Annotated in this window: 19 protein-coding genes; 12 read left to right on the top strand and 7 right to left on the bottom strand. The window is 67.9% G+C overall.

All coding sequences use genetic code 11. The features are described from left to right. Window positions 1-148 precede the first annotated feature (148 nt). Both KEG38_RS19970 and KEG38_RS19975 read right to left on the bottom strand, forming a co-directional pair. Window positions 149-1,312 carry an NHL repeat-containing protein gene (locus tag KEG38_RS19970; RefSeq protein ID WP_272421310.1) on the bottom strand — a complete coding sequence of 388 codons (1,164 nt, stop codon included), beginning with the start codon at window positions 1,310-1,312 and terminating at the stop codon, window positions 149-151. 74 nt (window positions 1,313-1,386) lie between these two features. After that, complete coding sequence (locus KEG38_RS19975) at window positions 1,387-1,734, bottom strand: hypothetical protein (protein ID WP_272421311.1); 348 nt, start codon at window positions 1,732-1,734, stop codon at window positions 1,387-1,389. Window positions 1,735-1,897: 163 nt separating this feature from the next. On the opposite strand from KEG38_RS19975, the gene KEG38_RS19980 reads away from it, so the two are divergent. Next, window positions 1,898-3,061, top strand: a complete 1,164-nt coding sequence (locus KEG38_RS19980; RefSeq protein WP_272421312.1) for an MFS transporter — start codon at window positions 1,898-1,900, stop codon at window positions 3,059-3,061. Between the two features lie 115 nt (window positions 3,062-3,176). After that, window positions 3,177-4,997 (top strand): glutamine--fructose-6-phosphate transaminase (isomerizing), encoded by a 1,821-nt coding sequence (gene glmS, locus KEG38_RS19985; protein WP_308215637.1) that lies wholly within the window; start codon window positions 3,177-3,179, stop codon window positions 4,995-4,997. A gap of 54 nt (window positions 4,998-5,051) precedes the next feature. Here glmS and KEG38_RS19990 read toward each other — a convergent pair whose 3' ends face one another. Continuing rightward, complete coding sequence (locus KEG38_RS19990) at window positions 5,052-5,462, bottom strand: DUF2795 domain-containing protein (RefSeq protein ID WP_272421314.1); 411 nt, start codon at window positions 5,460-5,462, stop codon at window positions 5,052-5,054. A gap of 210 nt (window positions 5,463-5,672) precedes the next feature. Between KEG38_RS19990 and KEG38_RS19995 the strand changes: the two genes are divergently transcribed. Further along, window positions 5,673-5,915, top strand: coding sequence for a hypothetical protein (locus tag KEG38_RS19995; protein ID WP_272421315.1), 243 nt, complete (start codon window positions 5,673-5,675; stop codon window positions 5,913-5,915). Window positions 5,916-6,239: 324 nt separating this feature from the next. Then, window positions 6,240-7,421, top strand: coding sequence for a serine hydrolase domain-containing protein (locus tag KEG38_RS20000; RefSeq protein ID WP_272421316.1), 1,182 nt, complete (start codon window positions 6,240-6,242; stop codon window positions 7,419-7,421). Window positions 7,422-7,971: 550 nt separating this feature from the next. Here the strand turns inward: KEG38_RS20000 and KEG38_RS20005 are convergent. Both KEG38_RS20005 and KEG38_RS20010 read right to left on the bottom strand, forming a co-directional pair. Next, the gene (locus KEG38_RS20005; RefSeq protein WP_272421318.1) at window positions 7,972-8,292 is read right to left on the bottom strand and encodes a four helix bundle protein; all 321 of its coding nucleotides are present in this window, start codon (window positions 8,290-8,292) and stop codon (window positions 7,972-7,974) included. 200 nt (window positions 8,293-8,492) lie between these two features. Further along, on the bottom strand, window positions 8,493-8,843 hold the full coding sequence (locus KEG38_RS20010; RefSeq protein ID WP_272421319.1) for a hypothetical protein: 351 nt from the start codon (window positions 8,841-8,843) through the stop codon (window positions 8,493-8,495). Between the two features lie 239 nt (window positions 8,844-9,082). Here KEG38_RS20010 and KEG38_RS20015 point away from each other — a divergent pair, with 239 nt between their 5' ends. The 7 genes from KEG38_RS20015 to KEG38_RS20045 all read left to right on the top strand — a co-directional run bounded on the left by KEG38_RS20015 (window position 9,083) and on the right by KEG38_RS20045 (window position 16,863). Next, on the top strand, window positions 9,083-10,186 hold the full coding sequence (locus KEG38_RS20015) for an AraC family transcriptional regulator (RefSeq protein WP_272421320.1): 1,104 nt from the start codon (window positions 9,083-9,085) through the stop codon (window positions 10,184-10,186). Window positions 10,187-10,258: 72 nt separating this feature from the next. Then, entirely contained in the window at window positions 10,259-11,440 is a 1,182-nt protein-coding gene (locus tag KEG38_RS20020) for an acyl-CoA dehydrogenase family protein (RefSeq protein WP_272421321.1), read from the top strand. A gap of 12 nt (window positions 11,441-11,452) precedes the next feature. Beyond that, window positions 11,453-12,592 carry an acyl-CoA dehydrogenase family protein gene (locus KEG38_RS20025; RefSeq protein ID WP_272421322.1) on the top strand — a complete coding sequence of 380 codons (1,140 nt, stop codon included), beginning with the start codon at window positions 11,453-11,455 and terminating at the stop codon, window positions 12,590-12,592. A gap of 119 nt (window positions 12,593-12,711) precedes the next feature. After that, entirely contained in the window at window positions 12,712-13,866 is a 1,155-nt protein-coding gene (locus KEG38_RS20030; RefSeq protein WP_272421323.1) for an STAS domain-containing protein, read from the top strand. 26 nt (window positions 13,867-13,892) lie between these two features. After that, the gene (locus tag KEG38_RS20035) at window positions 13,893-15,107 is read left to right on the top strand and encodes an acyl-CoA dehydrogenase family protein (RefSeq protein WP_272421324.1); all 1,215 of its coding nucleotides are present in this window, start codon (window positions 13,893-13,895) and stop codon (window positions 15,105-15,107) included. Window positions 15,108-15,118: 11 nt separating this feature from the next. Next, entirely contained in the window at window positions 15,119-16,264 is a 1,146-nt protein-coding gene (locus KEG38_RS20040; protein ID WP_272421326.1) for an acyl-CoA dehydrogenase family protein, read from the top strand. A 95-nt stretch (window positions 16,265-16,359) separates the two neighbouring features. Continuing rightward, window positions 16,360-16,863, top strand: a complete 504-nt coding sequence (locus KEG38_RS20045; RefSeq protein ID WP_272421327.1) for a GNAT family N-acetyltransferase — start codon at window positions 16,360-16,362, stop codon at window positions 16,861-16,863. Window positions 16,864-16,921: 58 nt separating this feature from the next. Here KEG38_RS20045 and KEG38_RS20050 read toward each other — a convergent pair whose 3' ends face one another. Then, entirely contained in the window at window positions 16,922-19,156 is a 2,235-nt protein-coding gene (locus KEG38_RS20050) for a beta-propeller domain-containing protein (protein WP_272421328.1), read from the bottom strand. Between the two features lie 189 nt (window positions 19,157-19,345). On the opposite strand from KEG38_RS20050, the gene gloB reads away from it, so the two are divergent. Then, window positions 19,346-20,110, top strand: coding sequence for a hydroxyacylglutathione hydrolase (gene gloB, locus KEG38_RS20055; protein ID WP_272421330.1), 765 nt, complete (start codon window positions 19,346-19,348; stop codon window positions 20,108-20,110). On the opposite strand, the gene KEG38_RS20060 is transcribed toward gloB, so the two are convergent. After that, window positions 20,107-21,324 (bottom strand): hypothetical protein, encoded by a 1,218-nt coding sequence (locus tag KEG38_RS20060; RefSeq protein WP_272421331.1) that lies wholly within the window; start codon window positions 21,322-21,324, stop codon window positions 20,107-20,109. The two genes, gloB and KEG38_RS20060, sit on opposite strands and share 4 nt — an antisense overlap. Window positions 21,325-21,337 lie beyond the last annotated feature (13 nt).

The raw sequence follows: 21,337 nt of genomic DNA on the forward strand, positions 1-21,337 counted from the left end.
GTAATCGGATCGAGGGTAGGCGCGCGGGTGCAGGAAGGCAAGCGTCGTCTGCGGCGGTGCAACACGCGCCGCAGGCACGGAAATGAAGGTTACGATGTGAGAGGATGGAGAGGATTGCTGCGGTGCAGCAAGGTCGCCGGGCGGGCGTTTACTTGGCGTCGGGGAGCGGAATACGCACGACGCCGGGGATGCCGCCCTTGTTGTACGTCGTGTGCGCCGAGTTCGTGATGTAGAGGAAGCGGCCCTTGCTCGTCTTGCCAATCGCAATGGCGGAGGGCTCGTAGAAGCCCTCCCCCTCGGAGAGGACCTGGGTTTCTCCGGTGAACTGCACGCGGACGATCTTGTGCGCGGCGCGCGCGACGACGAGCAGGCTCACGTCCACCGGATCCTCGATCAGGCTCTCGACGCCGCCGAGCAGCGCGCAATCGGGGCCCGCGATCGCGCCGCCGAGCTGGAACGTGACCGCGCCGCCCCCGGCGGGGACGAATCCGCCCTGGTAAATCGTCGCCCGGTCGGCGTTGGTCCAGAAGAACGAGGCATCGGCCATGCTGGTGCCCGAGGCGACGACGCTCGTGATTCCCCTCGGTATCATCTCGCCGTACGCGCAAGCCGACATCTGGTCGCCCGAGAACTCCTTGCTGGGTCCAATCTCCGAGCCCACGGCGTCCCCCGGTTGGATCTCGGTGAACGACGCGGCGACGGGGTTCGACACGAAGCCCGAACCGAAGCTCGCGAACGTGATCGCGCGCGGGTAGGTCAACGTCTCGGTCCCCGGGACCCACGTGGCCTCGCCGCCGCCCGGCGGGAACTTGTAGACCCCCGCCTGGAACTGCTGCGGACTTTCGCTCTTCACCACGACGTACACGTTCTTGTTCGCGTCGATGCCGACGCCCTGCGGGAACGCGAGGCCGACCGGCCCCGGAATCGTGCCGTAATCGGTGACGGCGCCGGTCTCGAGGTCGAGCTTCACGACCTTGGGGTTCACCGAGTAACTCACGTACGCCGTGGTCCCGTCGATCGCGATGCCCTCCGGCAGCTCGCCGAGCGCGGGGTTGAACTTCACGACCTCTTCCGGGGCCACGGGGTAGACGATCGCGCCGCCGCCCTCGCCGCCCTCGCCGCCCGCGCCGCCCGAGCCTCCTCCTCCCGCCGCGCCGGAGCCGTCGCCGCCCTCGCCGCCTCCGCCGGTCGGGTTGTTGTTCGAGCCGCCCGCGCAGGCCACGGCAAGCGAGGCGAGCGCGATGCCGAGGCACGAGAGAACCACGCGCCCGAGCGGGCGCTCGATCGATTGCCGATCATCCTTCGATTTCATGAAAAGACCCTCCAGCCGGGGGAGGCTACCAGCCGGCCAGGTCGGGCCGCAAGACGCGTGTCGGGAGCCCTGGATCAGGCGAGCTCGAGCTTGCCGTGATCGTCGCAATGCCCGCCGTGCGGATGATGCAGGTGCCCGCCGACGAGGTAATCGAGGTGATCTCCGTGCGGGACCCCCTCGTGCCCGCATGCAGGCCCGTGCACGTGGCTCTGCTGGTGCTCGCCGCAGGCGTGCGAGGGCGTGCATTCGGCGCGGTTCGCCTGGTCCACTGCAATGACGTGCTCGTCCGTGTGATCGCCGTGCGCGTGGTGCAGGTGCCCATCGTGCAGGTAATCGGTGTGCCCCTGGTGCCGGATCGCCGTGTGGCCGCAGCCCTCTCCATGTTCGTGCGCGTGGCTGCCGTGCGTGGCGTGATCGTGCATCGCTTTCCTCCTTCACACTGCCTGGCGCTTTCGATCGGACGACGGTACCCCCGGGTTCGCCGAGGCCCCACCGAGGGAATTTCCTGCGCTCGGTCGGGCGCGACCATTGGTGTCCAGGCCCTATTGCGGTGGCCCGTTTCGTCGTGCAAAGTGCGCGCCGCACGTGCCCGGCGTCGTCGCGCTCCGCCTCTACTACCTCGCGAGCTTCGCGGTGCTCGGCGTGTATTTGCCGTTTTTTCCGCCCTGGCTCGCCGCGCGTGGCATCGAGGGCGTGCACTTCGGCCTGCTCATGGCCACGTACCCCGCGATGGGCGTGATCGGCCCGCCCGTGTTCGGGCTCGTGGCCGACGCGCTCGGCCTGCGGGGCCATCTCCTCCGCGTCGCGTGCGCAGGGGCGTTCGTCGGGTTTGCCGGCGTCGCGGCGCTCGCGGGGGCCGGGGGCGGGACCTTCGCCGCGCTGCTCCTGCCGGTCGTCGTCTTCGCGTTTTTCCGCACGCCCATGACCATGCTGGGCGACGTCGTGGCCCTCGAAGCGGCCCGCGAGGGGCACGTGCCCTACGGCATGACGCGCCTCTTCGGTTCGATGGGGTTTCTCGTCGCCGCGATCCTCGCCGGCGGGCTCGAGCCGACGTCTGCTGTGCAGATCCCGCTCGCCATCGCCGCGCTCCTCCTCGTCACGCTCGGCATAAGCTTCGCGCTCCCTTCCCGCGTGCCCGTCCCTGCGAGGCCCTCGGCCGCGCAGATCCGCGCCCTGCTCACGAGCGCCGACGTGCGCCTCTTCCTCGCCTCGGCGTTTTTCGCGCAGGTCGCCTTCGCTTGTTACGACCAGTGCTTCTCGCTGCACCTGCTCGCGCGGGGCGCCTCGCCGCGGATCCTCGGCGCGACCTGGGCCGTCGGCGTCTCCGCCGAGGTCGTGCTCATGGCGAACGCGAGCGCCCTCGCCGCGCGTGTCCGCGCCCCGGTCCTGCTCGCCATCGCGTACGGGGTCGCCGTGCTCCGCTGGATCCTCATCGGGTTCGTCCCGGGCTTTTGGCCGCTCCTCGTGCTCCAGCCCCTCCACGCGATCACCTTCGGCCTCCCGTGGGTCTCGGCCCTCGCTTACGTGAAAGATCGTGCGCCCAAGCACCTTCTCGGAACGGCGCAGGGGGTGTTCGTGGCCACCATCTCGTTGGGGTCCGTCACCGGCATGCTCGGCTGGATCCACGTCTATCGCCGCGGGGGCGGGGCCCTCGCGTTCGGGGGCGCCGCGCTCGTGTCCGCGCTCGCTTGCGGGATCGCGATCGCCTTCGCGCGCCGTACGCGTGCGGGGCGGAACGAGGATTCCTGACGCACCGCACCGCGGCCGGTGTCGAAGTTTTTTCGCTCGGAGCCACCGCTCGGGTTACACCTCGGCAGCGGCGCGCGTGCCGCTTTCCGAAGCGAGGCATCCGATGTGCGGGATCGTGGGATACGTCGGGACGCGGCATGCGGCCCCCATCATCGTCGACGGGTTGCGGAAGCTCGAGTACCGGGGGTACGACTCGGCCGGCGTCGCCATCCATGACGGTCGTTCCATCGAGATTGTGCGGACGCTGGGCAAGCTCGCGCGTTTGTCCGAGGCGCTGGAGAAGCGGCCCCTCGCGGGCTCGACGGGCATCGGGCACACGCGATGGGCGACGCATGGACGCCCGAGCGAGGCGAACGCGCACCCTCACTCGGCCGGGCCGGTCGCCGTCGTGCACAACGGCATCATCGAGAACCACGTGGCCGTGCGGCAGGAGCTCGAAGCCGAGGGCGTGAAGTTCCTCTCGGACACGGACACGGAGATCGTCGCGCACCTCATCCACCGCGAGCTCTCGCGCGGCCAGAAGACGCTGTTCTCCGCGGTGCAGGCGGCCCTGCGGCACGTCGTGGGCGCCTACGCGATCGCGGTCGTGTCGCGCGAGGAGCCGGACGTGGTGGTCGCGGCGCGGCATGGCTCGCCGCTCGTCGTGGGCCTCGGCGAGGGCGAGATGCTCTGCGGCAGCGACATTCCGGCGCTGCTCGCGCACACGCGCTCGATGATGTTCCTCGAGGACGGGGACGTGGTGGAGCTACGCGCCTCGGGGGTGCGTTGCGAGACCGTCGCCGGCGAGGTCGTGACCCGCAAGGCGAAGCACATCGACTGGAGCCCGGTGCAGGCCGAACGTGGGGGCTACAAGCATTTCATGCGCAAGGAGATCCACGAGCAGCCGGAGGTCGTGGAGGCGACCCTGCGCGGCCGGATCGACCTCGCCGAGGGGGACGTCTACGCGGCCGAGATGGGCGTGCCGCCCGAGGTGGCGAAGCAGATCCGGCGCGTGTACTTCGTGGCTTGCGGGACGAGCCACCACGCGGCGATCGCCGGTCGTTACTGGATGGAGCAGCTCGCGAAGGTGCCCTCGGTCGTGGAGCTCGCGAGCGAGGTGCGCTACCGCGAGCCGCTGTTCTACCCGGACGATCTGGTGATCGCGGTGAGCCAGTCGGGCGAGACGGCCGATACGCTGGCGGCCGTGAAGGCGGCGAAGGCGGGCGGCGCGCGGGTCCTCGCGGTGGCGAACGTCCTCGACAGCGCGATCCCGCGGGTGGCGGACGGCGCGCTCTACACGCACGCGGGCCCCGAGATCGGCGTGGCCTCGACGAAATGCTTCACGACGCAGCTCGCGGCGCTCCTCTTGCTCGCGGTGTACATGGGCCGGCGGCGCGGCACGCTGCCGCAGGAGCGCGCGCAGAAGGTGCTGCAGGCGCTCTGGGAGATCCCGAGCCACCAGCGCGAGATCCTCGGCGACGCCGATTACGTGCACGCCATCGCGAAGAAGCTCGTGCACGCGAAGGACGTGCTCTTCCTCGGCCGCGGGCTCGGCTTCCCGATTGCGCTCGAAGGCGCGCTCAAGCTGAAAGAGATCTCCTACGCGCACGCCGAGGGCTACGCGGCGGGCGAGATGAAGCACGGCCCGATCGCGCTGATCGACGAGCAGCTCCCGGTCGTCGCGGTTTGCCCGCGCGACGCGCAATACGAGAAGATGCTCTCGAACCTGCAGGAGGTCTGCGCGCGCGAGGGTCAGGTCATCGCCATTGCCACGAAGGGCGACGAGCCGATGCTGGAGCTCGCGCAGCACATCGTGTGGATCCCGAAAGCGCCGGACGAGGTGCTCCCGCTCCTCACGGTGCTCCCGCTCCAGCTCATTGCGTATTTCGTCGCGAACCTGAAGGGCAACGACGTCGACCAGCCGCGCAACCTCGCGAAGACGGTCACGGTCGAATGACGAACCCTGAAGGGCCCCTCTCCACGGCATGGAGAGGGGCCCGGGGGTGTGGCGCTAGGCCGCCTTCTCCTCTTTTTCGCCGCCGCCGCTGAGCCCCTCTTCCTTGAGGGCGCCGCTCACCGCCTGCACGACGTTCGCCATCGAGGGGAACTCCTCGTCTTCGAGGTCCTCGATGATCTGACGGAGCGAGACGGGCTGCCCCTTGCGATATTCGATCTCCTGATCGCCCGCCCGTTCGAGCAGGTCTTGCTTCGTCACGGGAAATTCCATCCCGGCGAGCGCCTGCGTGATCGCGCCGATGCCGAACGCCGTCCCCTCGGGCGGTCCTGGCTTGTCGTACGCCTGCCCGCGGACCTCCTTCCGATCGCGGAGATCACGCTGATGTTGAACCTCCTTGCCGCCGAGGTGCCCCGCCTCCTGGACGGTCATCGTGCCCTTGCCCTCGTCCTTATTTTTTTCGGCCATGATCTGTCTCCTCGCGTGGCGTTCGGCCAGCCGGATGCCGCGTGGCTCGGACTCGCCGCTTTCGTTGGGCACGAAAAGACCCACGTCCAGGGTTTGGCCGAGTCATCCATTGAGGATGCGCTCGGCGCCCCGCATGACGGCGGCCCGGTTCGGTCCGTGCCCCTCTTGCGGTCCGCCCCGAGGCGGGCATGAGACCCGTGGAGGAACCTCATGGCCCAGACGTGGAACCCCGGGGAACGCAACGATCGAACGTCCCAGCCCGAGAAACCGAGCGGCTGCACGCCGGCCGACGAGCCCGAGCACGGCAGGCCGCCGGTCGCATGGGAAGGGGAGACCCGGGTGCTCGAACCCAAAACGGTCGCCGACGAGCTCGTGGACGAGGCATCCGAGGAATCTTTTCCCGCCAGTGATCCGCCCGCCTGGACGCCAAGGAAATCCGTGGGCTCGAAGTGAGCGACCATGCTTCGGGCGCTTGGGGGCTCGCCCGGGCGCGCCGGGCTCTGCCCCCAAACCCCCGTCAAAACCGCGCACCCCCCTGACGTGGAACTTGCTGCCCACGTAAAGGTCGGCAAAATGTTGCGCTTGCGCGCGGGCGTTCCCTGTGTGCCCGCGTGACGCTTCCATCCCCTCCGCTGACGAAGAATCTCCCTTCTTATGGGCAAGTTCACGTCCTCCCTCGATCGCCGCCGACTTCTTCAAGGTGTCGGGTCTCTGCTGCTCGCATCGGCTTGCTGCCCGGAGCCTATGTCGCGCGGCGCGGACACGCCGAAACCGCTCGTGTCTTCGTCTTCCACGGGTCCGCTCGTGCCGGATGCGCCCGAGAACGTCGGCATGTCGTTCGATCGGCTCGAAGACGTGTTCGCGCGCCTCGAGCGCCGCGTCAACGACGAGGGCTTTCCAGGCTTTGCGGCCCTCGTGGCGCGGCACGGCAAGGTCGTCGCGCAGCACGCCTATGGCAAGAAGGTCCGCGGGGGCGTCGAGCCCGTGACGCTCGACACTCTGTTTGACCTCGAATCAATGACGAAGGTCGTGTCGACGGCCATTTCGACACTCATCCTCGTCGACCGGGGCAAGCTCGGCCTCGACGATCCGGTCGTCAAGTACCTGACGGCGTTCCAGGGGGCGGGCAAGGAGCGGGTGACCGTACGGGACATGCTCCGGTATTCGTCGGGCCTGCCGCTCGACAACCATTTTTTCGACGAGAAGCCGATCGAGATATGGCGGAAAATGGCGGCGACACCGCTCGAGTATCCCCCGGGGACGAAGGTGGGATACAGCGACCTCACGTATCGCCTGCTCGGCAAGGTCGTGGAGGCGGCCTCGGGCATGACGCTCGACGCGTTCGCCCGCGACGCCGTGTGGAGGCCGCTCGGAATGGTCGACACGACGTACAATCCCGCGGCGGCGCTGCACCCGCGCATCGCGGCGACGGGCGCCACGCAGCGGCGCACCGCGGTCGTGCGGGGCACGGTGCAGGACGACCAGGATTTTTTGCTTGGCGGGGTGTGCGGCTGTGACGGCGTGTTTTCCACGGTGAAGGACGTGGCCACGTTCTGCCAGATGGTGCTCGGCGGCGGCACGTACGATGGAAAGCGTATCCTCGGGCCGGAGCTTGTCGCCGCGATGGTCGCGAATCAGACGCCGTTCGTCGATGCGCGGAAGACGGACACGTCGCCGCTCGAAAACCTCGTGTCGGCGCCGAAGGGGTATGGCTGGGAGCTCTTCACGCCGCGATTCTCGCCCGGCGGGACGCGCCTGTCGCCGGGCTCGTATGGCAAGTCGGGGGGCGCGGGCACGTTCGTGTGGGTCGACCCGTCGCGGCAGCTCGTTGCCGTCCTGCTCACGAACCACGGGCTGCCGGTGCCTTTCGACGAGCGCGGATGGAATCGGCTGCTCGACGACACGAGCTGCGTGGAGTTTTTCGATGGTGTCGTCGGAGCCGTGACCGACGAAGCGTAGACGATTTCCGCGACCGCGCGGGGGCGAAACAGGGATGGGGCGCCGCGCGCGGAGGTCGTTCGGGCGATCGGGAGAAGCGAGCGTTTGGTTCCCGTCGCCGTGAGGGCGCCGGGCTCGTCGGCAACGGCTGGGGGCTTCGTCGACCGGCTCGCCGTGGTCGCCGACAACGGCCGGGGTGGTTGTCGACATGCTCGCTGCGCTCGTCGGCAACGGCTGGGGTGGTTGTCGAGATGCTCGCCGTGCTCGTCGGCAACGGCTGGGGGCTTCGTCGACGGGCTCGCTGCGGTTGTCGGCAACGGCCGGGGTCTTCGTCGACATAGATCGTGGAGGTCTTCGACGCGCCGGTCGGTGGTCGGATACGACGCGGGACCCGTCGCGCACAGACATTGTGTGTCCCACCAGCCTGTGAATTCTCTTGCGCGGCTCCGCCCTCGCCGTGCACAAGGATCGCCAGGATCCACCGTGAATGGCGCGATGTGCGGTGTCATGGGCGCTGAGATCCAGGCCGTGCGAGCGGGCCGCCCTGGGGGAGGACGGCCCGCACGAACCATTATCGCCGCGTGAGCCGATGCAGGGTACCGACGAGATGGTCCAGCTTGTTGCGCAGCTCCTCGTCCACTCTATCCACGTATCCGAGTGCTTCCGCCACATCGAGGCATGCCCGCACCTCCGCCGCCGAACCCATGGCCGTGTGCCACCGCGCCCTTTCGTTCCGCCCCTGCGAATACGCGCCCTCGTGCAGATTCAGCGGCACGCTTGTGGCGGCGCGCCGTAGCTGATCCGCCAGGTTCGCATCCTTCCCGCCGATCTTCTCGATGATGGGCCGCAGCCGCCGCAGCAATTCGATCGTGACGCTGTAGATCCTGAGCACCAGTGCGCCAGGCGAAGCCTGGGTGAGGAGGAAGCAACGACAGACAGAAACCTCATCAATGCGTCAAACGGCTGGACCGAGCCCGCTTTCTTCGACGTCGACCCGTGGGAGCCGGAGAACGACTTTGGCGGCGCGGGCAATGTGGCGGTGGATCTCGTCGATCCGGCGTTCGTCCCGCCGGCGTGCCCCTGACAGGCCTTTTACGGGCACGGCTGGAGCGTGCACGACGTCGCCGTCGTACAGTCCCAGCACTTCGTCGACGGCAGGAAGGGATCGTTGTATTCGGGGCAATCGTAACGGAACTCCTTGTAGTAAGCGGAGAAGTCGCCGTCGGAAGAGTCGTACCGCCAATCGCATTCGCGGTTTTCCCAGCCCACCGCCACCGTGTACGTGTTGTCGCTGTAGTAGGTCCGATAGCGACCCGAAGGCCGCAGCGCCTGCTCTGCGGTGGCGACGGGGCCTTCGTCCACGGTCACACCTTCCTCGGGCGCGCCCAGACAGGCCATGAGAGAAAGCGAGAGACCCAGGCCAGCGAGAATTTTCTTGAGCATGACAATCCTCCTTCCGTCACCCGACACGCGGTCGGGTGGGATACGAGTGGCGAACGCAGGCATGAGAGGCAGCCGATCCGGCGCGCCCCGCGCTGTTTGCGCTCATCGATGCAATCGAGGATGCCTGCTCTCCCGGAATCCCGCCAGTGTCCGCCTGCGACAATGTTGTTGCGTCCACCGACACGCGCGGCAAGAAACCAACGCCGACACCCGTCGCGCCGGTGTCATGGACAGACGTGATGGATACGTATACGACCGCGGAAGAGGCGCCCAGCCAGACAGAGCCGCGCGAGCGCGCCCGATCGCTCCGCGCGCCGGAGGTGACGAGCACGGTGCACGCGGGCGCCTTCCGGCACGTCGTGAGCGTCCTCGAGGGCGCCGGCCTCGACCCACGGCCGCTCCTCGCCGCGGCGGGCGCCTCCGAGACCGATCTCGTGGATCCCGATCTGCGCGTCCCCATGGCTCGGTACGTGGCCTTGTGGCGAATCGCGGCGCCACGCTTCCCGAAGGGCTCGCTCGGCCTGACCTTTGGCGCCAGCTTCGAGCTCGATCACGGCAATTTGCTCACGTACATGGCGGCGCACGCCGCCACGCTCGGCGAGGCCGTGCTGCAAGCCGACCGCTATCGGCATCTCGTTCATGAGATGCTGCTCCCTGCCCTCGACCTGGAGGGCGGCGACGCCTGTCTCCGCCGAGTGCTGCACCCATCCATCGGCCGGATCGGCGCGATGGCGGAGTCGATCGCAGCGACCTGGGTGAAGAGCCTCAGCATCTACGTCGGCGAGGCCTTTCGGCCGCGCGAAATCTGGTTCCAGCATCCGGCCCCGCGTGATCTCCGCCCCTACGACGAGGCGTTCGGCTGCCCCGTGCGCTTCGAGATGCCCGAGACCCGGATGATCACCGATCGCGAAGAGCTCGAGCGGCCGCTTCGCCTCGCCAATCCACGCCTCCGCGCCTATCTCGAGGAGCAGGCCCGGATCCAGCTCGATAGCCTCCCGCACGAGAACGGGCTCGCCGATCGCGTGCGCCGCCTCCTCGTCGAGGAGCTGCGCGGCGGCGCTCCCTCGCAAGATCACATCGCCCGGCGCCTCGCGCTCAGCCCGCGCACCTTGCAGCGCCGCCTCAAGGACGAGGGCGTCGTCTTCAACGACCTCCTCGACGAGCAGCGCCGCGCTCTCTGCGACCGCTATCTGCAGGATCGATCCCTCTCGATTCAGGAGATCGCCTTCCTCCTCGGCTACACGGAGCGCAGCAGCTTCTATCGCGCCTTCCGCCGCTGGACGGGGGGCACCCCGCTGGAGCTGCGCAAAGTGGACCGGGACGAAACCGGGAGAAGCCTCTGAGGCCCCGTGAAGGACACGAGGGGGCTTCCCTCCGGCGCCCGTTCGCACTATGGACCGACCCCGGAGAGCCTGATGGACCTGTCCTTCACCCCTGAACAGATCGCCTTCCGCGACGAGGTCCGCGCGTGGATCCGGGAGGCCATGCCTCCGCGCATCCGCGAGAAAGCGGACGTCGACGGGCATTTCGATCACGACGAAATCATGGAGTGGCACCGGATCCTTTACGCGAAGGGCTGGGTTGCTCCCCATTGGCCCGCGGAATGGGGCGGCGCTGGGCTCGACGTCACGCGCCGCTTCATCCTGACCGAGGAGCTCGAGCTCGCCGGCGCCCCGGGGCTCTCTCCGTTCGGCCTCACGATGGTCGGGCCCCTAATCCTCCAGTTCGGGAGCGACGCGCAGCGCAGGCGCTTCTTGCCGAAGATCCTCGCGGGCGAGGAGGTCTGGTGCCAGGGGTATTCGGAGCCGAACGCCGGCAGCGACCTCGCCTCGCTCAAGCTCTCGGCCGAGCCCGACGGCAAAGGCAATTATGTCCTCAATGGGCAAAAGACCTGGACGACGTACGCGCAGTACGCTGACTGGATCTTCGTGCTTGCGCGGACCGACAAGACCGCGAAGAAGCAATCGGGCATCAGCTTTTTCCTCGTCGACATGAAGGCGCCTGGCGTCACGGCGCGGCCGACGCTCACGATCGCCGGGACGCTCGCGTTCTGCGACACGTTCTTCGAGAACGTCGTCGTGCCCGCGGAAAACCTCGTCGGCCCGCTGCATGGTGGCTGGACGCTGGCGAAGGCGCTGCTCGGCCACGAGCGCACGTACATCGCGGCCGTGGGGTTGTCGACGCGCATGCTCCGGCGCGTCAAATGCATCGCGGCGGCGACGAAGGAGAAGGGCGTGCCGCTCATCGAGGTGCCGTCGTGGCGCGCGCGGATTGCCCGGATGGAGATCGAGCTCTGGGCGCTCAAGATGGCGAATTACCGGGCGATCGCCTCGGCCGAGCTCGGACACGCGCCGGGGGCCGAGTCGAGTATCCTGAAGATTCGCGGCAGCGAGATCATGCAGCAGATGTACGAGCTCGCGATGGACCTGATGGGGCACGATTCGCTCTCCTGGCACAACGAGCCGGGCACGGTCCCCGAGGGCTGTGCCTCGATTCCCCCGCAGTTCAATTACACGCGCGCGGCCAGCATCTACGGCGGCAGCAACGAGATCCAGAAGAACGTCATCGCCAAAGCCATCCTCGGCCTGCCGAGCTGACGGGGACTCGCCATGAATTTCGACCTCACTCCCGATCAGAAGCTCCTCGAAAGCACCGTGGCCTCCTTCGTCAAGAAGGAATCTCCCGTCACGCGATTCCGCGCCCTCCGCGAAGACTCCATCGGCTGGAGCAAATCGCTCTGGAAAACGATGGCCGAGCTCGGCTGGATCGGTCTCGCCTTCCCCGAATCCGCGGGCGGCCTCGGCGGCTCGTTCGTGGACGTCGCGATCCTCCTCGAGCAATTCGGCGCGGGGCTCCTCCCCGAGCCGTATGTCGCGTCCGTGCTCTCGGCGGGCACGGCCATCCTGCGCGCGGGAAGCGCCGAGCAACACGAGGCCTTCCTCGCGCCGCTCCTCGCCGGCGACACGAGCCTCGCGCTCGCCTGGGCCGAGCGCGGCGGTCGTTATGATTCGACATGGGTCGAGACGACGGCCACGAAAAAGGGCGACGATTACGTGCTCCAGGGCGAGAAAATTTTCGTCCAGAATGGCCACGCCGCGGATGTGATCGTCGTCTCGGCCCGCACCGCGGGCGCTCCGGGCGATAGCGACGGCATCTCACTCTTCGTGCTCCCGCGGGAGACCAAGGGCCTCTGCATCACGCCGGTGAAGACGATGGATGGGCAAAGGGCCGCGACGATCAAGCTCGACGGCGCGATCGTCCCGGGCGCGAACCGCCTCGGGCCCGAGGGCGCGGCGGCGCCCGTGCTCGATGAAATCATGGATCTTTGCGCCGCGGCCGCGTGCGCGGAGGGGCTCGGCGTCATGCGCGCGGCCGTCGCCATGACCGTCGACTACCTGAAGACGCGTGAGCAATTCGGCGTGAAGATCGGCACGTTCCAGGCCTTGCAACACCGCGCGGTCGACATGTTCGTCCGCATGGAGCTCGCGAAGGGCACCTCGATCCTCGCGAGTATCAAGATCTCGGACCCCGATCCGGCCGCGCGCCGTTTCGCCGTCAGCGCGGCGAAGGTCGAGCTTGCCATTTGCGGACGTTACGTCACGCAACAAGCCATCCAGCTCCACGGCGGAATCGGGATTACAGACGAGCACGATATCGGCTTGTATTTCAAGCGCATGCACGTCCTGAACGCCCTTTTCGGCGACGAGGAGCATCACCTCGTCCGATTCGCCGCGCAACCTGCGTTCTGATCCCATACGCCCGCGCCCCGGCGCGCTTGGGGCACGTCCCGGTCCCCTCATTCAGGATTGGCCCGAGCATACGAACGCGTTCCGGACGCGTATCGTGCGGCATTCACCGGGGGGTGATCATGACCGGCGTTCTTTTCTCGGGGAGCCAAGTCCCTGATCAACAGAAGCACGATTCCATCGTCGCCTGCGAGGTCGGCGACGTGTCCGTGTCCTTCGATATGCGGAAAGGCATGTTGTCATGTGGCGGCAATCCGTCCGTGATCATGTGGACCGAGACGACCGTCGCCGGCCTCATGCTCGGCCTTTCACGCATGGTGGGCGTCGAGCGATTCAACCTCGCGTTGCAGAGTGGCGGGCGCGACAGCGTCGACGGAGACTGGGCGCACATCGAGACGTTCGCGAGCTTCGAGGAGGGGTTTGCCTCGCTCGCGCGCATCGCGGCGGCGGCGGGCTGGGGGATCTGGGAGATCGTCTCGCTCGACCGCGAGGCCGAGGTGGGCCGATTCCGCTGCAAGAACGGCTGGGAGGCCAGTTACCAGCGCACTCTCTCCGCGTGCTGGGGCTCGGGCATGATGGGCGGCAAGTTCGCCGGGCTTTGCGCGCGCCTCTTCGGCAAGAATTGCTGGGCGCAGCAGGTCATGTTCCAGGCCCGGGGCGATGAGGCGGACGAGTTCATCGTGCGCCCCTCGGATCGCACGATCGAGGGCGATCTCGAGCGCCTCCTCGCCGCGGACGCGGCCACGCGCGCGGACCTCGCGGTCGCGCTGGAGCGGCTCCGGCAGGAGGTCGAGGAGCGCCGCGTCACCGAGGACGCGCTTCGCCGCACCGAAAAAGAGAATGCCTTCCTGATCGAGCAGCAAGCGAGGACCATCGCGGCGCTCTCGACCCCCATCATCCAGATATGGGAGGGCATCTTGACGTTGCCCATCGTCGGGCAAGTGAGCGCGGCGCGCGCGACGACCATCATGCAGGCCTTGCTCCAGGAGATCGTCCAGCGCGGCGCGCACTATGCGATCCTCGATCTGACGGGCGTCGATACACTCGACGCCGAGACGGCCGACCACCTCCTGCGTATCGTGCGCGCCGCGGAGCTGCTCGGGGCGCGCGCGATCGTGAGCGGCATCCGGCCGAAGGTCGCGCAGACCATGGTGGAGCTTGGCGTCGATCTCTCGGGGCTCACGACGGTCGCGGACCTCGAAGAGGGCCTCAAGGGCGCGCTTCGTTCGATGGGCGTACGCGCGCCGAAGCCGAGCGTGAGCTCTTCGCAGCGGTAAAACCTCGTGGTACCATGCGTTTCAGCATGGACCCGAGCCGAGACACCGCCGAGAAGCGTGACCTGCGCGAGCGGGCGCGAGCGTTTTTCCGTGACAACCGCCCGTCCGATCCGGGCTTCAAGCTCCCGCAGACATTTCTGGAGGTCGAGTCCGAAGAGCAATTCCTCTGGCTCAAGGCCTGGCAAAAGCAGGTGTATGACGCGGGGCTGCTCGGCGTCGAGTGGCCCGAGGCGTATGGCGGAAAGGGTTTGCCGCCCGGGTCGCAGCGTGTCGTGGCGGAGGAGATGGGGCTCGCCGGCGTCCCGTTCCTCGTGAACCGCATCGGCCTCGACTGGGCGGGCCCGACGATCCTCGCGGTGGGCACGGAGGAGCAGAAGCAACGATACCTGCGGAACATCCTTTCCTGCGACGAGGTCTGGTGCCAGGGCTTCAGCGAGCCCGGCGCGGGCAGTGATCTCGCGAGCCTGCGCACGAGCGCCGTTCGGAAGGGCGACCATTACATCGTCAATGGCCACAAGGTGTGGACGACGCAGGCGCTCTGGGCCGATTTCATGATCCTCCTCGCGCGCACGGACCTGAACGCGCCCAAGCACGCGGGGATCAGTTATTTCCTGTTCCCCATGAAATCGAAGGGCGTGTCGGTGCGGCCGCTCGTGAAGATGACGGGCGAGGGCGGGTTCAATCAGGTGCTCTTCGAGGACGTCGAGGTCCCGGCGTCGTGCCTGCTCGCCGGGGAAGGGGACGGCTGGCGCCTCGCGGTCATGACGCTCGCATTCGAGCGCGGCGCGTCCGAGGGCAGCGCCACGGGCGGGGCGCTCGCGTCGGGCGGTGAGGTCGCGCGGCTCGTCGCGCTCGCGAAAGAAGTGTCTCGTGATGGTCGTCCCGCGAGTGAGGATCCCGTGATGCGGGATCGCATAGCGGAGCTCGCGATCGAAGAGGAAGCGCTGCTCGCGTCGGCGCTCCGGGCGCGTGTCCCCGGGCTCGTCGAGGAGCGCCCGCTCGCGCTTCCGTTTTTGAGCAAATTGGTGTCGACCGAGTTCGGGCAAAAGCTCGCGGCGGTTGGCCAGGAGCTCGAAGGGCCGCTCGCGCAATACGCGTTCGGCGCCGAGCGCGCGGCGGACGGGGGCCATTTCCAGCGGGCCTACATGAACAGCTTCGGCTTCACCATCGGCGGCGGGACGAGCGAGATTCAGCGTAACCTGGTGGGCGAGCGGATCCTCGGCCTGCCGAAGAGCACCTGAGGAGAGGGACCATGCAAACGAACGCTCGGATCCCCGACGATTTCGGTTATGGCGAGGAGCAGGCGCTCCTCCGGCGCGAAGCGCGGAAGCTGCTCGAATCCTCCTGCAAGACGGAGGACGTGCGGCGATGGATGGAGACGCCCGCGGGCTTCGACGAGGGTCTGTGGGCGCGGGCCGCCGAGGCAGGCTGGCTCGGCCTCGTGGTGCCCGCGGCGCACGGCGGGAGCGAGATGTCGATGACGAGTCTCGCGGTCCTGATGGAAGAAATGGGCCGCGTGCTTTCGCCGCTGCCGTTTGTCGGGACGCTCTTCGCGACGCTCGTCCTCCGGGAGGCGGCGAGCGAGGCGGAGAAGGCACGTTGGCTGCCGCAGATCGCGGAGGGCAAGGTCCGCGCGGCCGTGGGGTTGGAGGAGCGGCGCGGGGGCTGGAACGTCGGGCACGTCGAGGCGACGGCGCGCCGCGAGGGAGAGCGTATTCTGCTTTCCGGCGAGAAGGAGCTCGTCGTGGACGCGCCGAGCGCGGCTCTCCTGCTCGTGACGGCGACCGAGCCCGAGGGGCCGAGTCTGTTCGCCCTGCCGGCCGCGTCGCCGGGCGTGACGGTGTCGCCGGACAAACTGGTGGATGCCACGCGGCGGAGCGGGGCCGTGCGGTTCGAGAATGTGGTGGTGAGCGACGCCGATCGGATCGGTGAAAAAGGCGCGGCCGTGTCGATCCTCGGCCGGGTGATGCCGCGAATCTGGACGGCGCTCGCGGCGGAGATGGTGGGCGGCGCGGATCGGCTGCTCGGCACGACCACCGAATACGCGAAGATCCGGCAGCAATTCGGCCGGCCGATCGGCGCCTTCCAGGCCGTGAAGTTCCCGCTCGTGGATCTGCTCGCCAAGATCGAGCTCTCGCGTTCGCTCGTGTATCGCGCGGCCGTGGCGATCGACCACGCGCCCGCGCAGGCCGAGAAGCTCGCGCGTATGGCGAAGGCGCACGCGTCGGATACGTACGCGTTCGCGGCGGCGAAGTCCGTGCAGCTCCACGGCGGCATTGGTTTTACCTGGGAGTGCGACGTGCAGCTTTATTTCAAGCGCGCGCAGTGGAGCCGCGCGGCGTTCGGGGACGCGGCGCATCACCGGAGGCGCATCGCGGAGATGGTGATCGACGGCTAGGCGCGCGTGGAAAAACTCCGGCAGCGGTTCCGCGATTGGTGACGCTCGAAGCCGTCCGCCTTCTTTTTCGGCATGCACGCTCCTAAGGACTTCCCATGACGCTTTCCCCTCCCGTTCTCGTTCGTCCGGCCAAGCCCGAAGACGTCGTCGCGCTCGGCCGCATGGGCACGGCGCTCGTCCAGTATCATCATTCGCTCGATCCGCTCCGATTTTGCCTGGTGAGCGACGAGCGGGGATACGGGGCCTTTCTCGCGAGCGAGATGCGCCGGCAGGGCTCGATCGTGCTCGTGGCCGAGGCCCGGGGTGAGGACGGCGCGGGGCGGGTCGTCGGGTATGCCTGGGGTCGCCTCGAAGGTCGCGACTGGGCGCTTCTGCTCGACGCGTACGGCGCCCTGCACGACCTTTACGTCGAGCCGGAGGGGCGGAGGCTCGGCGCGGGGCGCGCGCTTTGCGAGGGGATGATTCAGAGGCTTTCGGAGCTCGGCGCCCCGCGCGTCGTGCTCTCGACGGCTTCGAAGAACGAAGCGGCGCAGAGGCTTTTTGCGTCGCTCGGGTTTCGCGCGACGATGACCGAGATGACGCGGGAGCGTTCGTCTTGAGGAATCGCCGCGCCCCGAGGCTGGGGAGGAGAGGGCCTCGGGGCGCGGCGGGTTTTTTTCAGAGATCGCCGCCGCAGGAGTCGTAGGGCTGGACCGGCTGGGGCAGGGCGACGGAGGAGACGATCGTCTCAGGGCTGGTCACGTCGCTCGCGGTCACGCCGCCGTACGAGATCGCGTAGACGTAATCGTCGATGAACACGCCGCGGCGAACGTCGACGCCGTAGTAGCCACCGCAGTAGCCGTACGGATCGGCCTGGAAGAAGCTCGTGTGGTCGATCGAGCCGCGCTTCTGGATGCCGCCGTCGAGCGTCACGTCGAAGAGCTCGAGCGAGCTCTTCAGGTTGCCCGTGTTCGGGTTCCAGCCGCTGAAGGGGAACGCGAGCAGGTTCTTCGGGGCATAATAGTTGAACGCCTTGTGGTTGTACGCCGCCTCGGTATAACCCGTATCCGCGCCCGAGAACGTGTACTTGTGCATCAGCGCCGGCGCCGTCGGATCCGTCACGTCGAAGACCTGAAGCGCGAGGCCGATGATCTGGCCGTCATTCGTGGCGTCCTGGCCGATCGTGAGCAGGTGATTGTCGTCGATCGGGTGCATGTACTCGCTGAAGCCCGGGATCTTGAGCTCGGCGAGGACGGCCGGGGCCGTGGGCGTCGAGAGGTCGATCACGAAGAGCGGGTCGACCTGGCGGAACGTCACGACATAACCACGGTTGCCGATGAACCGCGTCGAATAAATCTGCTCGCCGAGGGCGAGGCCCGTGACGGCGCCGACCTGCACGAGCTCGTCATCGTTCTGGCCGAGGACGTACACGTCGTTCGAGGTCGTCCAGTCCGTCTGCGAGGCGAGCTGCCGCGTCGTCGCGATGCGGAGCTGGCCGTCCTTCTCGTCGAGCGAGAACTGATTCTTCACCTGGCCGGGCACCTTGCCCGACGCGACGTAGGCCGGCTGCGCCGGATTCGCCGCGAGGTCGAACTTGTGGACGAACGTCTCGGTGGTGTCGACCGCCTCGACGGGCAGGTTCCAGTTGAGCCCCGGGTCCTTCCAGGCCCGCGCCGCCAGGTAGAGCGAATCGGCGTTCGAATATACGGTGTCCACGCCGCCGACGATGCTCGTCTCGACGAGGGGCGCGTGGAGGTTGTCGAGGGCGAACGATTCCACCTGCGTGATGCCGTACACCGTCGAGCCCTCGGTGGGCACGTAATACGAGCTGCAGCTCGGCGGGACGAGCGAGACCGTGCCGTTGCTCTTCTCGAAGCGGTAGGGCAGCCAGTCATTGAGCGTCGAGGCGTAAATGGCGAGCGCGTTCTTGAAGCGCAGATCCTCGAACGCCGTCGTCCACTGCTCGACCGTCTGCGGGTAATCGGACTCGTTCGCGAACTCGGGGTAGTAGCTCAGCACCGGGCCATGCTGGCCGCCGGAGAGCACCGTGCGCACGTGCTGGCCCACGCGGCGCGAGGAGGCGTAGTTGCCCTCGAAATAGACCTCCTTCTGCACGCCCGTCGTCTGTCCGGCGTCGAGGCCGAGGACCGTGATCTTCGTGAGCGGCGCGTAGTACGGGTTGTAATACCCGTCGTAGGCCACGCCGCCGCCATAATAATCGTAGTAGGGCGAGCGCGGATCGACGCCCGCGTCCTTGTAGAGCTGCGTGCCGTCGACCTGCGAGTAGATGACGAGCTGGTCGTCGGTCACGAACATCTCGATCGGGTTGCCCTCGACCGCCGTGGTCGTGTTGATCGCGAGATCCGAGGCCGGGAAGGACTTCAGGATCTCGAGGCTCTGGCCGTGGAGCAGGTAGATGTAATTGCCGTCCGTCTTGAGGAGGTCGGCCTCGTCGACGCCCGCGACCTGCGTGTTCGTTTCGGAATGCGCCGGGGGCTCGCCGCTCCCGTCGCCGCCGTTGCTCGGCTCGCCGCTGGAGCCGCCCGTGCCGCCGCTGGCGCCGCCCGAGCCGCCCACGCCGCCGCCGGGGGGCGGGGAAGGCACGCCGCCGTTGCCCGTGGAGGTGCCGACGTCGCCGCCGTCTTCCCAGCCGTAATCGGGGTAGCCCCAGTAACCGCCGTTGGCCTCGATCTCGGCGATGATCGCGTCGATCTGCGCGTTCATCTTCGCGACCGCGTCCTGCTTGAGCATCTGCTCGAGATCGGCGCAGCTCTGGGCCTGCGTCAGCGTGCCGCGCGCCTCGGCCGTCGGCGGTGTGGGCGCGTCGATCGAGCCGCTGCAGCCATAACCGGCCGCGGTGAGGGGGAGAAGCGAAGCGAAGAGCCACCAGGCGGAGCGAGCGTGTTTCATCATGCCCCGCCATTGAGCAAGCGCCGGGCCACCGAGCGCTCGGACCCCGCCCCTCGAATTTCCTCACGAAAAGGGACTGTGCCGGGGTGCCGGAGTGTGCCATCGGAGGCGCTGCTGCCAGGAGGGGCGGCGGGCGGATGGCACAGGTGGCATCTATTGAGGAGCGACGGCGGGCGCAGTAGGGTGTCCCGCATGCGCGTCGTGACGGTTCCCTGTTTGAGCGATAACTATGCGTATCTCGTGGCCGACGAGGGGCGGCGCGAGGCGGTGGTCGTGGACCCCTCGGAGGCGGAGCCCGTGCTCGCGGCCCTCGCACGCGAGGGGCTCGAGCTCGTGGCCATCCTGAACACGCACCACCACTGGGACCACGTGGGCGCGAACGAGGCGCTGCGTGGCCGTTTTGGAGATGTGCCCGTGTATGGACACGCGAGCGATTTGGCACAGGGGCGGATTCCGGCGCAGACGGTTGGGGTGGAGGAGGGGACGCCGTTCGAGGTGGCGGGTCTGACGTTCCGGCCGCTTCACGTGCCCGGACACACGCTCGGCGCGGTGGCGTACGTCGTGAACGACGCGGTGTTCACCGGGGACACGATGTTCGTCGCGGGCTGCGGGCGGCTCTTCGAGGGCACACCCGCGATGATGTATGCCTCTTTGTGCCAGAAGCTGGGCCGCCTTCCGGACGAGACGAAGCTTTATTGCGGGCACGAGTATACCGTGAGCAACCTGCGGTTCGCCGCGTTCGCGGAGCCCGAGAACGAGGACGTGAAGCGCGCGCTCGAAGTGGCCCAGGACAAACGCAGCCGCGGCGAGCCCACGGTTCCCTCCACGATGGCGGAGGAGCACCGGACGAATCCGTTCTTGCGCGTGGACGAGCCGAGCCTGCGGGCGAAGTTTGGCGGGGCGAACGGGGCCGAGACGCTCGGGAAGGTGCGGGCGGCGAAGGACGGGTTCCGTTAAGCCTTCGGGTTCGCGTTCGCGTCGCCCAGGGCGCCGAGCACGGCATCGACGAGCTCTTGCGCGACGACAATCCCGCTTTCGCGCAAGGCGTGGGCGTGGGTGATGGCCTGGGCGCGGTGCACCGGGTCTTCGTCGAGCCTGTGGCGGAGTTTTCGGACGTCCGCCTCCTCGAGCAGGTATTGCGCGAAGAAATGGCTCACGGTGTTCCGAGGCTCGGAGGCGAGGAGCTCATCCTTGACGTACACGTCCGAGAGGCCATCGTCGTACTCGCCTTCCGGCGTTACCGTGCGAAAGACTGGCGCGAGCCGGATGCGGAGGGATCGGTTTTTCGTGCGGGTGAACGGGAGCGGGACGTTTCGTCGGGCGCGCGGGCGGGCCCCGTTCGCGGGTTTGTCGCCGAGGAGAAAGTCATAGGTCGTCACGTCCGCGAGATGCACGATGCCCGCGGCGTCGAGGGTCGCGACCATTTCCGCAAATTCGATGTCGCCCGGCGATACCCGATACCCGCCCTCGCTCCTCGGAGAGGGCGAGAGCGGCGAGACCACGCGCGCATGGCCCGAGAGCCAAATGAGCTTGCCCCACGAGGCTGCGCCCGATCCGCTCGCACGCCACTCCGTGCTGGTGACCGTGTACTGGAGGGTCGACTCGCCCCCGAGTGCGCCCCAGAGCACGAGGATCGCGCCGACGACGCCCGCGCCGCCCACGGCGAGCAGGAGCAATCCGAGCGCGCCACAAGCGAGCAGCACCCAGACGCGGCGCTCGCCGTCGTGATAAGGCCCGATGAGGACAAAGAGCCCGAGGCACAGGAGGGCTCCGAAGAGCGCGATCCCGAAAGCCGAGCCTGCCCAGCCTTCCTTGTTGACGCTGAACGCGTGGGACCGGTCGCAAGGCGGTTCGCCGCAGACGGGGCAAACGGCGTCGTTCGGGGTGCGCTCGCCACACGTGAGGCAATGGGCGAGCGCCTCGTCGGGCACGTCCCGGGTCTTTGCGCGCGTGCCCGTGAGGGTCTGCGTGGCGATGGACACGAGGAATGCGCCGATCGAGCCGAAGAGGAGCACGATGAACCCCTTGAGCAGCGCGGCGAGGACGGGATGCATGTGGAACGGCGCCGAGACGATGCCGAACGCGAGCGCGAGCAAAAAGAGCGCGAGCGCGAAGGCGCAGATCGCGCCGAGCACCCGGGAGCGCGTGCCGAAATCGAGATCGCCTTGCACGACGCGAGCTTAC

This window comes from Polyangium jinanense (assembly GCF_028435265.1).
Taxonomy (GTDB): Bacteria; Myxococcota_A; Polyangia; order Polyangiales; family Polyangiaceae; genus Polyangium; species Polyangium jinanense.